The 17,451-nt window shown below is 71.9% G+C and carries 17 protein-coding genes; 7 read left to right on the top strand and 10 right to left on the bottom strand.

Annotation, left to right across the window (positions count from 1 at the left end):
- The first annotated feature begins 39 nt into the window (after positions 1-39).
- Positions 40-552: an FxsA family protein gene (locus CRP55_RS18850; RefSeq protein ID WP_097321395.1), complete on the top strand. Its 513-nt coding sequence runs from the start codon at positions 40-42 to the stop codon at positions 550-552.
- A 63-nt stretch (positions 553-615) separates the two neighbouring features.
- Here CRP55_RS18850 and CRP55_RS18845 read toward each other — a convergent pair whose 3' ends face one another.
- The 3 genes from CRP55_RS18845 to CRP55_RS18835 all read right to left on the bottom strand — a co-directional run bounded on the left by CRP55_RS18845 (position 616) and on the right by CRP55_RS18835 (position 4,318).
- Complete coding sequence (locus CRP55_RS18845; protein ID WP_020517072.1) at positions 616-954, bottom strand: RNA polymerase-binding protein RbpA; 339 nt, start codon at positions 952-954, stop codon at positions 616-618.
- 994 nt (positions 955-1,948) lie between these two features.
- Entirely contained in the window at positions 1,949-3,094 is a 1,146-nt protein-coding gene (locus CRP55_RS18840) for a coiled-coil domain-containing protein (RefSeq protein WP_097321394.1), read from the bottom strand.
- Positions 3,095-3,259: 165 nt separating this feature from the next.
- Positions 3,260-4,318: a hypothetical protein gene (locus CRP55_RS18835; RefSeq protein WP_097321393.1), complete on the bottom strand. Its 1,059-nt coding sequence runs from the start codon at positions 4,316-4,318 to the stop codon at positions 3,260-3,262.
- A gap of 94 nt (positions 4,319-4,412) precedes the next feature.
- Between CRP55_RS18835 and CRP55_RS18830 the strand changes: the two genes are divergently transcribed.
- Positions 4,413-5,144: a phosphotransferase enzyme family protein gene (locus CRP55_RS18830; RefSeq protein WP_097321392.1), complete on the top strand. Its 732-nt coding sequence runs from the start codon at positions 4,413-4,415 to the stop codon at positions 5,142-5,144.
- Here the strand turns inward: CRP55_RS18830 and CRP55_RS18825 are convergent.
- Positions 5,131-5,835, bottom strand: coding sequence for an SRPBCC family protein (locus tag CRP55_RS18825; protein WP_097321391.1), 705 nt, complete (start codon positions 5,833-5,835; stop codon positions 5,131-5,133). The two genes, CRP55_RS18830 and CRP55_RS18825, sit on opposite strands and share 14 nt — an antisense overlap.
- Before the next feature lie 2 nt (positions 5,836-5,837).
- Positions 5,838-6,428, bottom strand: coding sequence for an ArsR/SmtB family transcription factor (locus CRP55_RS18820; protein WP_179855242.1), 591 nt, complete (start codon positions 6,426-6,428; stop codon positions 5,838-5,840).
- Between the two features lie 48 nt (positions 6,429-6,476).
- Between CRP55_RS18820 and CRP55_RS18815 the strand changes: the two genes are divergently transcribed.
- Positions 6,477-7,157, top strand: coding sequence for an HAD family hydrolase (locus tag CRP55_RS18815; protein ID WP_179855241.1), 681 nt, complete (start codon positions 6,477-6,479; stop codon positions 7,155-7,157).
- On the opposite strand, the gene CRP55_RS18810 is transcribed toward CRP55_RS18815, so the two are convergent.
- On the bottom strand, positions 7,154-8,194 hold the full coding sequence (locus CRP55_RS18810) for a DUF4037 domain-containing protein (RefSeq protein ID WP_097321389.1): 1,041 nt from the start codon (positions 8,192-8,194) through the stop codon (positions 7,154-7,156). The genes CRP55_RS18815 and CRP55_RS18810 overlap by 4 nt on opposite strands.
- 107 nt (positions 8,195-8,301) lie before the next feature.
- Here CRP55_RS18810 and CRP55_RS18805 point away from each other — a divergent pair, with 107 nt between their 5' ends.
- Positions 8,302-9,324 carry a phosphotransferase gene (locus CRP55_RS18805; RefSeq protein ID WP_245923151.1) on the top strand — a complete coding sequence of 341 codons (1,023 nt, stop codon included), beginning with the start codon at positions 8,302-8,304 and terminating at the stop codon, positions 9,322-9,324.
- A 22-nt stretch (positions 9,325-9,346) separates the two neighbouring features.
- Here the strand turns inward: CRP55_RS18805 and CRP55_RS18800 are convergent, their stop codons facing one another.
- Entirely contained in the window at positions 9,347-10,117 is a 771-nt protein-coding gene (locus tag CRP55_RS18800; RefSeq protein WP_097321388.1) for a CbtA family protein, read from the bottom strand.
- Positions 10,108-10,311 carry a CbtB domain-containing protein gene (locus CRP55_RS18795; RefSeq protein ID WP_097321387.1) on the bottom strand — a complete coding sequence of 68 codons (204 nt, stop codon included), beginning with the start codon at positions 10,309-10,311 and terminating at the stop codon, positions 10,108-10,110. Before CRP55_RS18795 ends, CRP55_RS18800 begins: the two co-directional genes overlap by 10 nt.
- Positions 10,312-10,554: 243 nt before the next feature.
- Here CRP55_RS18795 and mycP point away from each other — a divergent pair, with 243 nt between their 5' ends.
- Positions 10,555-11,751 (top strand): type VII secretion-associated serine protease mycosin, encoded by a 1,197-nt coding sequence (gene mycP, locus CRP55_RS18790; RefSeq protein ID WP_097321386.1) that lies wholly within the window; start codon positions 10,555-10,557, stop codon positions 11,749-11,751.
- Between the two features lie 13 nt (positions 11,752-11,764).
- Here the strand turns inward: mycP and CRP55_RS18785 are convergent, their stop codons facing one another.
- Positions 11,765-13,279, bottom strand: coding sequence for a glucoamylase family protein (locus CRP55_RS18785; protein ID WP_245923149.1), 1,515 nt, complete (start codon positions 13,277-13,279; stop codon positions 11,765-11,767).
- Positions 13,280-13,440: 161 nt separating this feature from the next.
- Here CRP55_RS18785 and CRP55_RS18780 point away from each other — a divergent pair, with 161 nt between their 5' ends.
- A complete protein-coding gene (locus CRP55_RS18780; protein ID WP_097321385.1) occupies positions 13,441-14,286 on the top strand; it encodes a dihydrodipicolinate synthase family protein in 846 nt (281 codons plus the stop codon).
- 26 nt (positions 14,287-14,312) lie between these two features.
- Here CRP55_RS18780 and CRP55_RS18775 read toward each other — a convergent pair whose 3' ends face one another.
- Positions 14,313-15,398: a MerR family transcriptional regulator gene (locus tag CRP55_RS18775; RefSeq protein WP_097321384.1), complete on the bottom strand. Its 1,086-nt coding sequence runs from the start codon at positions 15,396-15,398 to the stop codon at positions 14,313-14,315.
- A 122-nt stretch (positions 15,399-15,520) separates the two neighbouring features.
- Between CRP55_RS18775 and CRP55_RS18770 the strand changes: the two genes are divergently transcribed.
- A complete protein-coding gene (locus CRP55_RS18770) occupies positions 15,521-17,422 on the top strand; it encodes a S9 family peptidase (protein WP_097321383.1) in 1,902 nt (633 codons plus the stop codon).
- Positions 17,423-17,451 lie beyond the last annotated feature (29 nt).

Genomic DNA, 17,451 nt, shown 5'->3' with positions numbered 1-17,451 from the left:
TGTCATGCTTTAGAGGTCGCTGCGAGCCCGGAGGTCCCCATGCGTCGTCGAGGCCTGGCTTTGTTGCCGGCGGGGCTGTCCCTGCTGGCGATCGCCGAGATCATCGTGTTCATCCTCGTCGCCCACGCCATCGGTGGCGGCTGGGCGATCCTGCTGGCCGCCGCGGCCAGCCTGACCGGCATGGCGCTGCTGCGCCGTGAGGGCATGAAAGGCTGGCGCCGCTTCCAGGCCGCGTCGGTCGAGGGCCGCCCGCCGGGCGACGAGGTGATCCGTTCGCTGGTCGGCCTGGGCGGCGCCCTGCTGCTGGCCATCCCCGGCTTCATCACCGCCGTCGCCGGCCTGCTGCTCCTGCTTCCGCCGGGCCGTCAACTGGCCCGCCGCGGCGTGGAGCGCTACGCGACCCGGTTCGTCGGCTTCGACGCGTTCGGCCCGCGCAAGGTCCGCGTCCGCCCCGGCGACCCCATCGTCGTTGTCGACGAGGACCGCCCGGCCGATCGCAAGCCCGCAGCGGCCATCGAAGGCGAGATCGTCGAGGGCGAAGTCCTGCGCTGACCGCTTCTTTCACGCGAAAAGGCCGTTCCGGATTTGCCCGGAACGGCCTTTTCGCGTTAGTGGTTACCGGCCTCGACGGGTCCGGACCTCCTGAAGGCGCTCGTTGAGGATGTCCTCGAGCTCCGAGATCGAACGCCGCTCCAGGAGCATGTCCCAGTGGGTGCGCGGCGGCTTCGCCTTCTTCTGCTCCGGCTCGCTGCCGTCGACCAGGCGGGCGACGCTGCCGTCGAACTTGCACTCCCAGGTGGTGGGCACCTCGGCGTCGACGGCGAACGGCACCTCGAACTGGTGACCCTTGACGCAGAGGTACTCTCGGGTCTGCCGGGGCGCCAGCTCCGTGTTGCGGTCGGACTCGTAGCTGACCGCGCCAAGACGGCTGCCGCGCAGCATGCGTTCGCCCATGATTGGCTTCCCCTCGCTCGTGGTGCTGCTCTCGTTGGTGTAACGAAAGGGGCGGCCGCGGGATTCCTGCGGTCGCCGGGTCTACAGCGTTCGTTGTGACAGCCCTGCGTTTACGACAACCCTGCCGTTGTGACGGCAGTGTTAACGCTACGAGCGTAGCCGCCCGAGGCCCTTACCCGGCATACCGCACCCCCGCCGAAGTGGACCTTGGTCCACTTTACGGCCTATGGGTGTTCTACAGTTGTTGCGACTTCGGTCACTCGGTCGAGTTTTTCCCGAATCGCCACCCAGTTCCGCTCCTCGCCGGGCAATATTCGTCCACGCGCCGCCCAAGATGAGCACTCTTCACCCACTGCCCGGAACCGGCCCCTTGCTGCCGCGATCGCGGCTCGCCGTCCTTCACGGCGACGGCCACCGGCAAGACCCGGGCAAACTTCGCTGTGGATTCCGTCACGATCAGCCGCAGACTATGCGCTCGGGACGTTCGAGACGACCCCTTTCACCCCTCGGAGGTACGGAGCGAGGCCGCCCCCGACCGCAGCCGACCCGAGCCCGCCGCAACGGCCGGCTGGCTGCCACTCACCCTCCTCACCGGCCTGCGGCCGGTTCGGTGGTCACCCACATCGCGGCCCCGTGCAGTCCCGCTGCCGGTGCCCGATAAGGCGCCGTCCTGCTGCCTATGCCCGGTGAAGCGTCGACCTTGACGCCCGCGCCGCCATAACCGTCGACCCAGGCGAGCGAGGGGGTGAGCCGCCGCTGCTACCCCGTCGGCGTGGTCAGCGTCATCTCCCCGGGCCGGGGCTGGACGGCTCATGTGGGCGACGCCTGAGCTGGGGTGGTGTCTCGCGCGAGCCCGAGCCGGGGCTGGGCCAGCGTCTCGGGTGAAAGTGAGCCCGTGCTGGATGGGCTGGGTCGACGTGATGGGTGCGGTGGGTGTCGGGCTGAGCCGGTGTTGATCGGGTTGAGCCGGTGCTGATCGGGTGGGAAGGGTGGCTTATGCGGGGGACGGTTGGGCCGGGGTGTGGTCGGCCGGGCCGGGCTGGGTCGGGGCCGGGCGAGTGCTGCCGAGTGAGGCCAGGGCGGAGGCCAGGTCGCTGACCTGGGTGGACAGTTGGGCGGCGCGGGTCTGTGCGGTCTCGGCGTCGGACTGGGCCGTGGCTAGGCGGCGTTCGAGGTCGGCGCGGTCGCGGGCGGCTCGGTCCAGGTCGTCGCGCAGGGCGCGCAGGGCGTCGCGTTCGGCGCGGGCCTCGGCGATGTCGCGGTGGGCCTGGGCCAGCTCGGCCTCGAAGGCCTTGCGGTTGTCGGCGGCGTCCCGGCGTACACCAGCAAGGGTCTTGTCTGCCGTCTCACGCTGCTCGGTGGCCTCGCGGCGGGCGGTGGCGAGCTCGGCGTCGAGGCGGCGGGACTCGTCGCGGGCGGCGTCACGTTCGCGGCGCAGCTGCTCACCCCGCTGGGCGGCGGTCTCGGCGTCGCGCAGCGCGGCGGCCAGGTCCCGCTCGGTGGCCTCACGGTCACGGCGTACGTCCTGAAGCTCCGACCGCGCGACCGCCAGCTCGTCGCGGGCCGCGTCCCGGTCGGCTTCCGCCCGTTCCTTGAGCGCCGCCGCGGCCGTGGCCTCCCGGCGGGCCTCGTCGCGCTCGGCCTGCGCCTGCTCGGCGTCCTTGGCGGCCTGCTCGGCCACCCGCGCCGACTCCTCGGCCTGATGCTGCGCCTCGTCGCGTTCCGCGGTGGCGGCCGCGGCCAGTTGTTGAGCGGCCGACGCCTCGGCGGCCGCCCGCTCGGCGTCGCGGCGGGCGTCGTCGCGTTCGGTGTGGGCCGCGGCGATGCTCCCCGACGTCTCGGCCCGGATCTCGGCCACCTGACGTTCGACGCCGGCGGGGGAGAGCTCGGAGTGCAGCGCCTCGGACAGCCCGCCCACGAGCTGATCGAGCCGGTCGACCACCTCCCAGGTGCGGGCCACCTGCCCGGCCAGCCCCGGCGAGGCCCGGTGCCGCATGCGAACGTTGCGGGAGGCGCGCTGGCACTCCCCGTCGTTGTCCCGGCAGTACCGGAAGGGCCGCCCGGCCGACGAGCGCTGCGGAACAGGCCGTCCACAGTGAGCGCAGGGACGGGTCTCGGAGGCGGTGTCGTTCTCGTTCATCGCGAGATCAACCCTAGGCCCCACACCACCGGACTTCCCGCCACCACACCGACCCCAATTCATCATCCTAGGACGCTATAAACGACGTGCGCTGCGCCGCACGTCGAAGGCAAAAGACAAAAAGGAATCAACGGCATCCCGCCTGTTGCCTTTGGGCGGGGAGCGTCAGAGATACGCGTAGACGACGTGAAGCAGTCGCCATAGCAGCGCCGTGCCGGCGGCGCTCGACACCGCGGCAATCAGCATCAGCGGCCAGTGCCGCCACAGCCGCCGGGTGGAAGCAAGCCACACGAGCACGGCTACGGGCAGCCCCACCCGCACAGCGTTGGCGATGACGAACCCGTGAAGGATCGCCGCGCCATCTCCGGCCGACAGAAGCTCCCACGGCGGCGCGGCTGCCATCGCGGACCAGCCTTCACCGCTCAGTAGCCCACACGCGACCCCCACGGCGACTGCGGCGAGCCGCTTGGCGCGCTGTTCGGGAGCGACTGCGGCAGGTCGCTCGGCGCGGTCGCCGTGAGCGGCCGTGGCGCGCCCACCGGCACGGTTGTCGGGAGCGGCTGCGGCAACCACGTCATCGTGGTGCCGGGGAGCCTTTCCTTGTCGCGGCCGGCGGTTGTCGGTCCGTGCGGCGTCATGCGCTCGCAGACGGGGGTTTCCCGGCCCTGCGGCGTCATGCGCGAGTCCGTGGGCGACGTTTCGCGAGTCGCCGGTTTGCCGGAGGTCGTTTCGCGGAGGGTCGTTTTGCCGGGCGGCGTCTTGCGGGGCGTCTTGCGGGGCGGCCTGTTGACGGGCGGCGTCTTGCGGGGCGGCGCGGATCGCGTATCCGAGCAGGCCGAGCAGTGGTCCGGCGACCAGCGATCCGGCCAGCCAGAAAGTGGCCATGATGGCGACGGAGCGGAGCCCGTACAGGTCGGCGGAGGTGCCGTCCTGCAGTGTTCCGCCGCTCCATCGCCGGCTGACCAGCAGGATCAGCAGGTAGTAGCAGACCGTGGCGATCACCAGTGTGGTGGTGGCCGTCGCGGCGGCGTGCCGGGCGTTGCGGCCGTAGTGCCCGGTGAGCAGCGCGGCGAGTCCCCAGGCGAAGCCGCTGCTGGTCAGGGAGACCATGACCTGCCCGGCTCCGCCGTCGACGTAGTCGGCGGTGAAGGCCAGCAGCGCCAGTGTCACGGCGGTGACGGCGGCGAGCGTGTGCCGGTGCGCGGCCGTCGGCCGGTTTGCCACGCGCGTACCTCCTGCGGTTGGTCGCGCCTGGTTGGGGGCGCTCACCGTAACAGCGCGGGTTTCAGGGTGGCCGGAGCGCCGTAAGGTGTGGCCGGTGGGCTGGGAGGCGTTGAGGCAGTGGGGTGAGGACGTCGTTCGGGTGGAGCCGCTCGCGGGTGGTGTCGCCAACGACGTGTGGAGTGTGCGGGTCGGTGGGCGGCTTGCGGTGGCGCGTCTGGGTAGGCGGAGCGACGCTGACCTGGCGTGGGAGACGGATCTGCTTGTTCATCTCGACCGTGAGGGTCTGACGGTGCCGGTGCCGATCCCGGCGGCGGACGGCCGGTTGTTCGCCGATGGTGTGGTGGTGATGACCTATCTGGAGGGTGGTCCGCCGGAGTCGCCGGATGATTGGCGCCGGGTGGCGGGCACGCTGCGGGAGGTGCATCGGTTGACGCGAGGCTGGCCGCAGCGTCCGGGCTGGCGTTCGTCGGCTGATCTGTTGCATGTGGAGACGGGGACGAAGGTCGACCTGGGTGCGATGCCGCCGGAGGGCGTGGCCCGGTGCCGGGCGGCGTGGGCGCGGCTGGCGGGTCGTGAGACGTGTGTCGTGCACGGTGATCCCAATCCTCGCAACATTCTGGTGACGGCGGCCCGGGTCGCGTTGATCGATTGGGACGAGTCGCACGTCGATGTCCCTGACCTTGATCTGGTGCTGCCCGGTAATGCGGCCGGCTTCGACGACGACGCCCTGGATGTCGCGGCGCAGGCGTCTGCGGCGTGGGAGGCCGCCGTCTGCTGGGACGACGACTATTCGGTCAAGCGGCTGGCCGAGGTCAGGCCGGTCTGAGGAGTTGGGCCCAGTGGCCGGGGTCGGTGGTGGCGGTGGGGTCGAACAGCTCGTGGGCGGCGATCATCGGGCCGCGGAAGCCGCGGATGTAGCGGTGCAGGGCGTCGGGTGTGCGGATGCCGAGGGTGTGGTGGCTGGCGTGGTAGACCTCCCCGCCGTCGTGGGTGTGGTCGCCGGGCCGGGGTTGTGGGGGCAGTCCGAGGGTTTTGTGCAGCGCGGTCCAGGCGGCGGGCCAGTCGGTGACGGGTGGGCCGAAGGCGGTGACGGGGGTGGCGGTGCGTCCCGGGAAGTGCTGCAGGTAGGTGGTCAGGGTGGCGTTGAACAGGGCGATGCCGTGGCTCATGGCCTCGTATTCGTCGGCCCAGTCGTCGCCGGGCAGGAAGCCGCTGGTGACGGCGCGCAGGGTGGTGGCGGAGCGGTCGTTGCCCTCGATGAGGAAGTCGAAGGCTTGGAAGCGGCCGTCGGGTGTGGTGTCGGTGCGGTAGGCGAAGTGGTGGGGCGGGTCGTTGCTGGTGACGGTGGCGGTGGGGAAGGCGGTGCGGCCGAAGGCCGTACGGACGGTGTCGTTGTCGGTTTCGGTCTTGCCGATGTACCAGGAGGAGATGCCGGGGCCGGTGGCGATGGCGTCCCAGACGTGTTCGGGGTCGGTGTCGACGGTGGTGTCGAGGTGGATCTCGTAGTCCTTTCCCATGGTCATTTCTCCTGGCCGGCGGCGGAGTCGAGGGCGGGGTGGACGGCGAGGACGAGGCGGTGTTTGCGGCCTGTGTCGCTGTGGTGGCGGGCGATGAGGCTGGTGATGGTGGCGGTGAGTTCCTCGGCGAAGGCGGCGCGGTCGGCGGGGGTGGCGAAGCGGATCTCGCCGTCGAGGGCGTAGGTGGCGACGCGTTGCCGGGCGGTGGTGGCGCCGGTGATGAGGGTGCCGACGTCGCGGACGAGGCGGGCGGCGAGGGCGAGCAGCCAGCGGGCGGAGAGGCGGTCGGGGGCGCGGCTGGGGTCGGGGGCGACGGTGGGCAGGGCGCTGGGGGAGATGACGTAGGAGGCGGCGGTGGCTTGCATGAGGCGTTCGGTGACGTTGCCTTTGCGTCGTTCTTCGACGAGGTGGACGAGGCCGTGTTGTTCGAGGGTGCGCAGGTGGTAGTTGACTTTTTGGCGGGGGAGGCCGATTTTGCCGGCGAGGGTGGTGGCGGAGCCGGGTTCGGCTAACTCGGCGAGCAGGCGGCTGCGGATGGGGTCGAGGGAGATCTCGGCGGCCGCGGGGTCTTCGATGACGGCGATGTCGTCCATGTGATCGACCCTGTCACCGAAAAGAAAACCTGTCCAGGAGGTGGGGGTGTGGTGCGGATCCGCGGGGTGTTGTTCGACGCGGGTGGGGTGCTGACACGGCCGGTGGGTGGGCGGTGGAATCCGCGCTACGACTTCGAGACCATCGTGCTGGCCCACCATCCCGGGCTGCGGCCCGAATTGTTCGCGCCGGCGTTCGCCGTGGGCCAGCGGGTGCTGGACGCCGGGCCGGGGACCGTGGAACGCGCCCGCTATCACCGGGCGATCCTGGCCGCGCTGGGGATCGAGCGGCCGTCGGCGGCGTTGCTGTGGGAGCTGGAGGCCCCGGCGGCCGGGCCGGTCATCGAGGCCTACCCGGACGTGCGGCCGGCTCTGGAGCAGTTGCGGGAGCGGGGGATCGGCATGTCGGTGGTCTCGGACAACTGGGCCGGGCTCGAGGCGGTCTTCGCCGGGCTCGGCATCGCGGGCTTCTTCGCGGGTTTCGTCATCTCCGAGGTGCTCGGCTGCCGCAAGCCGGACCCGCGGATGTATGCCGAGGGAAGCCGGCTGCTCGCCCTGGAACCGGCGCAGTGCCTGTTCGTGGACGATGATCCGGTGTTGGTCGCGGCGGCGCGGGATCTGGGTTATCGGGGTGTGACCCTCGATCGGGGCGCGGCGGTGACCGGGGACGGTGTCGTCACCGGTTTGGCGCAGGTGGTGCGTCTGGTCGTACATGATCGGTCTCCGTTCTAGGGCAGGGTGGCGGCGACGACGGCGCGGGTCAGGCGGGCGTCGGTGAGCACGTCCGTACTGTCGATGATCTGGTCGGCGCAGCCGGTCAACGGCAGGGCGCGCACGGTGGGGTCGGTGATGGCGTCGCGCAGGGCCTCGGCGAAGCGGCCGGCGCCGATCACGGCGTAGCCGCGGTCGAAGAACGGGCGGCGGGCCGGGGGTTGCTCGGCGCTGAGGCCGAGGTCGTTCTGCCGGAGGGCGGCCATCTCCAGGGCGGCGCAGAGCGCGTTCTCCCGGTCGGTGGTGTCGGCGGTGCGCAGGGCGGCGAGCAGCGCGGCGACGGTGAGGTCTTCGGGCAGGGCGCGGGTGAGCCATTTGGCGTACGGGGGCCAGCGGCGCTCCTGCAGCAGGATGAGGCGGGCCACGTCGCGGCACAGGCGGGCGGTCAGCATGCGGGCGCCGAGCTCGTCGCCGGTTTCGGCGGCGCGGGCCGGGAAGGCTTCCTCCTGGCTGATGCGCTGCCATTGGCAGGCCAGCACGTGGCGCCACACGTCGGGCGGGTACCAGGACAGGCCCTCGCGGGCGGCGGTGAGCACGTCGCCGGGGTCGTGGAAGACGGCGCCGCCGGTGAACTCGGCGAGGCGCTGCCAGGGTGTGGCGAGCCAGTCGAGCAGCCCGATGCCGCCGGCCGGGTCGAAGCCGAGCAGGTCACGGCACCAGGCGGGGAACGACCGGATGCGGACGTAGTGCTCGACGTCGCCGTCGGTGTGGGACATGGAGCGGACCCGGGCGCCGGGTGGTGCGAAGTGGGTGGGCCAGCCGCGGACCCGTTTGGGCAGGCGGCGGGCGAGCATGTCGTGCAGGTCGCCGGGGTCGTCGACGAACAGTTCGAGGCGCGGGCCCCAGTCGTGGTCGGTGGAGCGCTCGGTGTCGAAGCCGAGCACGTCGGAGCCGGGTCCGAGCCGCGCGGCCGCGTGGGGAAGGTCGCCGAGTAGAGGCCGTACGGCTTCGAAGTAGAAGTGGCGGGCGAGGGTGAGGCCGGGCAGGAATTCAGGCATGGGCGCAAGGTAGCGGCCGCCCCTGACATGATCCGGAGTTATCCACAGATCTTCGTCTGTCCACAGGGGCCAACCGGCGGGGCGCGCCGGCCGGTAATCTCGGGCCCGTGCTGATTCCCGAGGATCTGATGCGACCCGGTTGGGCTGTCGAGGAGTTGGTGCACAGCACTGCGAACGAGGTCACCGGTGGGGTGTGGCGGGTCCGCCGTGATGGTGGGTCGGCGGTGGTGAAGGTGGCTACGCCGCGGCGGGAGGGGGCGGCGGCGCATTTGGCGGCCAGCGACGATCCGGGGCACTTCAACTATTGGCGTCGTGAGGCTGAGGTTTATGCGTCGGGGCTGGCGGCGCGGGCGTTCCCGGGGCTGCGGGGGCCGCGGCTTCTGGAGGTGGTGCCGCGAGTGGACGGCTCGGTGGCGTTGTGGCTCGAGGAGGTGCGGGGCAAGCCTGGTCCGGCGGGCGGTCCGGGTGAGCTGGGTGATGTGGCGTTTCGGCTCGGTGCCGCGCAGAAGGAGTGGATCGGTGGGCCGCCGGCAGAGAAGTGGCTGGCCCGGGACTGGCTGCGTGATTACACGCTGGCGCAGCCGGTGGACGAGGAGCTCGACTGGGAGCATCCGACGATCGTGGCGGGCTGGGCGAAGCCGGTGCGTGACGGTCTTCGGCGGTTGTGGGAGCGGCGGCACGAGATTTTGGCGGTGACCGACGGGCTGCCGCGGACGCTGTGCCACCACGATGTGTGGCCGATGAATCTGGTGTTCGCGGCGGACGGGCCGGTGTTGCTGGACTGGGCGTACGTGGGGCCGGGGGCGATCGGTGAGGACGCGGCGAATCTGGCTTTGGACACGTTCCTCGACGGGCTGATCGACATTTCCGTGCTCGACGAGGTGCTGGCCGTGGTGGGCGAGCAGTACCGGCGCGGCCTTGACGGTGCTGTCGATGACGGCACCGTCCGGCGGGCGGTGATGGCGTGCGGGGCGGCGAAGTATTTCTGGCTGGCGCCGCGGATGGTGATGGCCGCGGCGGCCGGGTGGGGGCGCAAGCCGGGCTACGACAGCCGGGGTATCGAGGCGATGGTGGCCGGCCGGGGACCGGTGCTGGCCGTGGTGGCCCGGTGGGCGGACGAGGTGCTGTGACTCCTCGCCCGCCCGGGGGCGGCTAGCCGGCGGCGACGGTTTCGCGGCCGGGCTGGGTGGCCGGGGTGCGGCGGGCCGTGAGCAGGGCGGCGAAGGCCAGGCCCAGGGCGGTCCACAGCAGGACCTGGGTGCCCAGCGACGCGAGGCGGAAGTTCCACAGCAGGTCGGCCGGGAACGTGTCGGGTACCTCGTCGACGGTGGGCAGCAGCAGGTAGCCGACGGCGACCACGACCAGGAAGCCGGTCACGGCGGCGATGGCCTGGCGCCACTCGGCCCGCTGGGTGCGGGCGGCGACGACGGACGCCCAGACGGCGACCAGGCCGATCACGAGGATGGCCAGGTAGCTGATGGTGCGCTGGTCGATGGTGGCCGGGTTGCCGACGGCGGGCGGGTTGGGCGGATATTTCACGTACGGGACCAGGACGACGCCGAGCAGGGCGGCGCCGGCCAGGCTGAGCGCGGCGCGGGTGTCGCTCGGGGTACGCAGGCGGCGGCGCAGCAGGGTGTACGCCGTGGCGAGCAGCCCGCCCATGGCCGCGCCGTACAGGCCGGTGGCCAGGAACAGGCCGCCTTTCTGGGCGTCGCGGCCGACCAGTTCCTCGTCGTGGTGATCCGCGGCCGCGCCGTCGGCGTGGGCGTTGGCTTCCTCGATGGCGATGGCGGCGTCCACCTTGGGTTCGCCCGCCACGTACGCGAAGCAGCCGGCCAGCAGACCGGCGATGAGGCCGGCGAGCAGGCCCCGGATCAGCAGAGCGCCGTAACCGAGCGCGGGTTTGCCCTCGGTCAGTGGCACGGGACGCCGAGCAGGTGACGGCCGTCGTGCATGAGCTCGTGCAGGAACATGCCGCTGCGCGACACCGCGCCCTGGTCGAAGGCGACCAGGTAGGTGAGCAGCAGCATCAGGGAGACAACCGCGAAGGCGGTCCAGAGCAGCCGCGCGGAGATGGCGGGGGTGCTCAGCGGGCGGACCGGTTGTGCCTTGGGCATGGTGGGGGAACCTCCTGCCGGGATGACGCGTCCCGTTCGTGCGGACTGCGACGCGTGAGCGTTCTGACTCGCGGCCCCCGTCGCCGGGGACCGTTCACAGTGGCGCGACCGCACCGGACTCTCACCGGTTTCCCTCACGACGCCGCAGATGGTTTCCACAACCTAGCTGTGAGCGACCTGAACGCACAACCGGTTCGCGCCCGGCCGATACCATCCACCCGAGTCGTTGGAGGGAGGCGCGCGATGCGCAGGGTCGTGGCCGCGGCGGCGGTGATCGCGGTGACGCTGGTCGTGCCCTCGCCGGCGCGGGCCGCGGTGATCTGTCAGCGGAGCGAGGCGCCGGCGCCGGTCGCCGCCGGGGTTCCGGCCGAGGATCAGGTGTACGCGCCGAAGCGTCTCGCCGGTTTCGCGACCGGGCGGGGGGTGCGGGTCGCGGTGATCGACTCCGGGGTGGACGCCGCCCATCCCCAGCTGCGCGGGCATGTGACGCCCGGCGCTGACTTCCTGCACGGTGACGACAACGGCCGGCAGGACTGCAACGGGCACGGCACGGCCGTCGCGAGCATCATCGGGGCGATGCCGGCCCGCAACACCGGCTTCCAGGGGCTGGCGCCGGGCGTGGCGATCCTGCCGTTGCGCATCAGTGAGCAGGAGGTCATCGACGGCAAGGCCGTGGGCGACAAGGGCACGCCGGCGCAGTTCGCCCAGGCGATCGATCTGGCCGTCGACCAGGGCGCCGACGTGATCAACATCTCGCTGGTGATGACCTCGGACAATGCGGCCGTACGGGCGGCGGTCGCCCGCGCGATCGGGGCCGGTGTGGTGGTCGTGGCGGCCGCCGGCAACGACGCGCTGAAAGGCAACCCCGACCCGTTCCCGGCGAAGTACCCGGGAGTCATCGGGGTCGGCGCGGTCCAGTTCGACGGCACCGTCGCCACCTACTCGCAGCGCGGCGACTATGTCGACCTGGTGGCGATCGGCAACGACGTGACCGCGGCCGCCGCCGGCGGCACCGGGCACAGCGTACGGTCGGGCACCAGCTTCGCGGCGCCGTTCGTGGCGGCCACGGCCGCCCTGATCCTGCAACGGTTCCCGCAGCTGAGCCCCGGCGAGGTGCGGCAGCGGCTGATCGCCACCACCGACCCCGCCCCCGGCGGCAGCGTCAGCGCGGAGTACGGCTTCGGGCTGCTCAACCCGTACCGGGCGCTCACCGAGACGCTGGGCCCGCGGCAGCAGGCCCGGCCCGCCCCCGCGGCGATGACCGGGGACGACCCGGCCGCCGCGGCACTGGCCGCCCGCCGCGCCGAGTCGCAGGACCGGGCCCTGCTGTTCGCCGCCGTCGTCGCCGGCATCGTGCTGCTGCTGGCCCTGACCGCGATCATCGTGCGCCAGGGCCGCCGCCGCGGCTGGCACCCCGCCACCTCGCAGACCTCCGACTGATCCCCGGGCGCCGTCAGCGGCCTCCGCGCAGCTGCGGGAGCTTCTGACCGGCCGGCACGCTGAACGTCTCCGCGGCCAGCAGGGGGCGCACCGCCCTTTCGAACCCGGGCGTCACGAACGCCTTCTTCAGCACGTCGCGGCAGAGATGGTTGCCCAGCGCCCCCATGATCATCGACTGGTCGAGGGACAGATACCGCTGGGCGACCGTGCCGGAGCGCACGGCGACCGCGTCGTAGAAGCCGCCCGGGCCGTACGCGTCGAAATCGTTCTTGATGTTGGCCAGGTTGGCCCGGACCGGGCCGGGCGCGTACGGCAGGGCCAGGAACGCCGCGTGCGGCGTGACCACCCCGTCGCCGTAGACGGCGGCCGGGCCCGGCGGGCGGCAGTCACCGAAACCGGCGTCGTAGCGGCCACCCTGCACATCCGACGGGTAGCCGTCGGTGTCCATGCCCATCGCGTCGACGCCGTAGACCCCGTACCCGCCGAACGGGTTCGACGCCGGCGAGAACCCCCAGTAGCCGTACGTGGCGTCGTTCAGCCCGTGCTCGATCTGCGCGGCCACCGTCGCCGGATGGTTGCGGCCCCAGCTGCGCGGGCCCCACGCCGCCTCCGGCACGAACAGGTCCGGCATCAGCGCCTCGAACATGTCCCCGCCCCAGCTCGGCACGAACGTGATCCCCCGATAGCGGTACGAGCCCTCGTACACCGACCGGCCCCGATGGGTCGTGGTGAACCCGGACGGTTTCATCTCCTGCCACGCGTAGTCACAGTTGTCGGGCAGCGTGCGCATCGTGTCGTAATAGGCCGTCGCCGGGATCTGCCCGGCCCCGATGCCCAAATACGTCGCGATCCGCGGCTCGGTCACCGTGATGTCGTAGTGGTTGCAGGTGAACCACACCCCGTTCTGCGGCACCGAACACCCCGAGGGTGCGGTGTCCCAGAATCCGCCGCGGATCAGCCCGCGCGTGCCGATCGGTGACACCGCCGCCGGGTTGAAATAGAACCCGAAATCCATCTTCCCGAGAATCGCCCCGGCCCGCCCCCGCAAAGACGGGAACGCGCCCTGCACGACCCGCAGCGACGCGGCCAGCCACCCGTTGTCCACCGACGACAGGAACGGTGTCACCGCCGTGCCGTCCGGCAGGACCGTCAGCACGGCGCCGGTATGCGGGTCGTACCAGTTGTAGAACATGCCCGACGCGGCGTGATGGCGAAGCGACGCCAATGTGCTCAGGGTCTTCGACACCCGGGCCGTGGCCTCGGCCGGCGAGATGAGTTTCAGTTCCCGGGCCACCACGGCCGACCACATGTAGCCGCCGATGTTCGTGGGTGACGTGTACGCCGACGGCGTGGACAGGTTCCCCGGAATGTTGTCGGCGACCAGGCCGGTCGCCGGGTCGGTCATAGCGACCAGAGAGCGCCACGTGTCGCGGGCGTAGACGCGCAGCGGATCGGCGCCGGCCCGCGCCACCGTGCCGCCGGAAAGGATCAGAACAACGATCAGAAACGGTATGAGCAGACGTCTCACGGCGCGAAGCTAACGCCGCGGAAACGGGTGCGACATTCAAGACCTGCCCATATTCATGATCTGCGATACGGGGCAAACCGCTTCGACCTTTCAGCAGCGCTACACAAAAAGGCGAGGACAAATTAATAGACCTTAGGCGTACGAGTTGAGACCGTGACCGGATGCTGACCGGTCTGTACGTCCCACTGATCACCCCGTTCGACGCGTCCGGCGACATCGCCGTCGGCGCGCTGACCCGGCTCGCCCACGACGTGCTCGACGGCGGGGCCGCCGGCCTGGTCGCCCTCGGCACCACGGGCGAGCCCTCGGCCCTGACCCCGGCCGAACGCGCCACCGTCCTCAAGACGCTGACCGCCACCGGCGCCCCGCTGATCGTCGGCGCCAACGACGCCGCCACCCTGGCCGGGCTCGACGCCACCGCCGCACTCACCCTCGTGCCGCCCTTCGTGCGGCCCGGCGAGGACGGGGTGGTCGCCCACCTGAGCGCGCTGGCGCAGGCGAGCCCGGTGCCGCTGGTGGTCTACCATGTGCCGTACCGGACGGCTCAGCCCTTGACCGTCGAGGCCCTGCACCGGATCGCCGCCATCCCGAACGTGATCGGCGTGAAGCTCGCCGCCGGCGGCATCGACGCCGACACCGTGGCCCTGCTGGCCGACCCGCCCGAGGACTTCGCCGTCCTCGGCGGCGACGACGCCTACATCTCCCCGCTGCTGGCGATGGGCGCGCACGGCGGCATCCTCGCCTCGGCCCACATCGACACCGGGTCGTACGCCGACCTGATCGCGGCCTGGCAGTCCGGCGACACCGCCCGCGCCCGCCCTCTCGGGCACCGCCTGGCCCGGCTGTCGGCGGCGCTGTTCGCCGAACCGAACCCGACCGTCGTCAAGGGCGTCTTGCACGCGCAGGGCCGCATCCCCACCCCGCACGTCCGCCTGCCCCTGCTGCCGGCCGCAGCCGCCTCCGTCGACGCCGCGCTCAGCCGGACCCTGACGGATTCACGGGCGTGATCGCCGCCGCCGTCCTCGGCCGGGCGTCAGAGGTGCGCGACCGCCACGGCGATGTTGTCCGGGGCGCCCGCGTCGTGGGCCAGCGCGATCAGGCTGGTGACCGCCTGCTGAGGGTCATCGGCGCCGGCCAGAGCGGACCGGATCGCCTCGGGCGCGACGACCGCCGAGAGCCCGTCCGAGCAGAGCAGGTAGCGGTCGCCGGGCAGGGCGGTGCGCAGGGCCAGGTCGACCTCGCCCTCCGCGCCCCAGCCCAGGGCCCGGGCCAGCAGGGCGCGCCGGGGATGCGCGGCGGCCTCGGCCGGGGTGAGCTTGCCCTGGTCGACCTGTGTGCGTACCCACGTGTGGTCCTGGGTCAGCTGCGTCAGCTCGCCGCTGCGCAGCAGATAGGCGCGGGTGTCGCCGACGTGCACCAGCGCCAGCCGCGTGCCGTTGCGCACCATCGCGGTCAGCGTCGTCACCGGCCGATCGGCGCCACCGCCGGCGTCATCTCCGCCGGCTTCCCCGCGGCCCGGCTCGGCCAGGCGGCGGATCGCCCGGTCGGCCTCGGTGACCGCGCCGGCCAGCAGGGTCAGCAGGCCGGCGCCGGTGGCAGCGGACGGGTCCACGGCACGGACGGCCTCGACCGCGGCGGCCGCGGCCTGCGCGCCGCCCGGGCCGCGGGTGCCGTCGGCCACCGCGAGCAGGTGCGTCCCGGCGTACGCCGAATCCTCATTGGTGTTGCGCCCCGAGCCCGCGTCCAGCCCGGCGGCGAAACGGAAGTCGATCTCCGACATGGTGGTGGCCCTTCCCGTCAGATCAGCCACGAGGAGGGAGGTGAGACGAGCCCGCGCCGCCGTGTCGGCGGTGACCCGCCGCCAGAAGGCCTCCACGGCCTGCGCCGCGGCCGCCGGCTCGAGCCCGCACACTTCGGCGATCTCGGCCAGCGGCATCCCGATCCGGCGCAGCTCAGCGACCAGCCGGGCCCGCTCCAACTGCCGCGGCTCGTAGAACCGGTACCCGGTCTCGGCATCCACCGCGGCCGGCCGCAACAGCCCCATCTCGTCATAAAGCCGCAACGCCTTCGGCGTGAGCCCCGCCTGCCGCGCGAACCCACCGATCGTCAACAGCCCCACGGCCCCATCCTCCTCGCACCGGCCACCGCGGCCGGCACACCCCACGCTGGGCCTTGCCCAAGGGTCAAGGTCAACCCGACCTCGGCTTCGCCCCGCGCTTCGAGCGCTGCCATCCTGATCGCATGACAGGCCTGAGCGCTGAACTCGTGGTGGACGGTCGCGCCCCGCAGACGCCGGTCCTCGCCCCGAGCGGGCGTTCGATCTGCTACGTCCTGGCGCCCACCAGCCGGGCCGGTGACCACCTCGACACCGAGCTGTGGCTGGCCGATGTCGATGGAGGCGGTGCGGCACGCCGGGTGACCTCGGACATCGCGACGGAGTCCCGGCCGCGCTGGTCCACAGACTCGGACACGCTGTTCTTCCTCTCCGACCGCGCGCAGCGCGGGACAGCGCAGTTGTACCGGCTCACCCTCGCCGACGGCACGGTAACCGTGCAGACCGGTTGGCGCGCCGGCATCACGGACCATCTGCCGCTCGCCGACCGCCGGCTACTCGCTCTGCTCGCCGAGGACGAGCCCACCGAGGAGGACGAGCGCCGAGCCCGGGACCGCGACGACGCCATCGTCGCCGGCGAGCGGGAGCCACATGCCAGGTTACGGCTGCTCGACCTCACCACCGGCCGGGTCAGCACACCGGACGTGTTCGGCGACCGGCACGTCGTGGAAGTACGGCAACGGCCTGACGGCGGCCCGCTCGCCGTACTCACACAGGCCAGTGCCGACAACGACTACGGCCCCCGCACCGGCCGGCTGCACTTGTTCGACCAGAGCACCGGGACCGCGGAGGACCTCGGGCCGGTCGCGGCCGACGCTCGCTCGCTGGCCTGGTGGCCGGCTGAGGACGGCTGGCATCTCGGTTACCTCGCGCTCACCCCACCGGGGCTGCACGCCGGCACCGCGGTGTTCGACCTGGCCCTGGGCAGCCGTGTCCTGCGCAATCGCACCGCCGGGTTGTCGATGTGCCCGACCGAACTGTGCCAGACCGATGCCGGCGCACTGGTGGTGTTCGCCGACGGTCTGAACACGGCCCTGTCCCGGCTCGGCCCCGCCGGCCTCACGATCCTGTCGCGGCCAACGGGACGCCTCGATGGCCTCACCGCCACGGCCACCGGTGAGAACATCGCGGCGCTGACCGGTAGCCGCTATCAACCCGCCAACGTTCACCTCGGCCCACCAGCCGGCCCGCTACGGAAGATCACCGACACTCGCCCGGAGCTGGACGGTATCGCCCTGGGCCTGCAGGAACCGTTGGCCTACCGGGCCGCCGATGGTCTCGCCCTGGACGGCTTACTGGTTCTCCCGGTGGGCAAGACAGCATCCGAGGGCCCGTTCCCCCTGGTCACCATCGTGCACGGTGGACCATACGATCGCTACGCCGACCGTTGCCAGCTGTCCTGGTCCCCGAGCGGGCAATGGCTGGCCGCCGCGGGCTACGCGGTGTTTCTGCCCAACCCGCGCGGCGGGCAAGGTCACGGCCACCAGTTCGCGGCCAGGGTCGCCGGCCGGGTCGGTCAGGAGGAGTGGACCGACATCCTGACCGGCATCGACCTGCTCATCGCGCGAGGCGTGGCCGACCCCGACCGGCTGGGCATCGCCGGTTGGAGCCACGGCGGCTTCATGTCCGCCTGGGCGGTCGGCCAGACCAACCGCTTCCGCGCCGCGCTGGTCGGCGCCGGCGTCACAGACTGGGGCATGCTCGCCGCGACCGGGGAGAACGGCCAGTTCGAGGCCGCGCTCGGAGGCAGCCAGGGCTGGTCCGGCATCGGCCCGCACCCGCACGACGCGGTCAGCCCGGTCTCCTTCACCGGCCGCATCCGCACCACCGTGCTTATTCTGCACGGTGCCGAGGACCCCAACGTTCCCCTCGGCCAGGCCGTGTACCTGCACCGGGCGCTGCGCCACTTCGGCGTCGAGCACGAGTTCGTGATCTACCCGAGGGAGGGCCACGCGATCCGCGAACGCCGCCACCAACTCGACGTCCTTCACCGGAGCCGCGCATGGTTCGACCGCTTCCTGCGGCCGTAACCGGCCATCGCCGCTGCGGCGAACCGATG

Origin of the sequence: Paractinoplanes atraurantiacus (assembly GCF_900215205.1) — a bacterium.
GTDB lineage: Bacteria > Actinomycetota > Actinomycetes > Mycobacteriales > Micromonosporaceae > Actinoplanes > Actinoplanes atraurantiacus.
The sequence above is the reverse complement of the archived record's forward strand: the minus strand, read 5'-3'. Positions and strand labels throughout refer to the sequence as shown.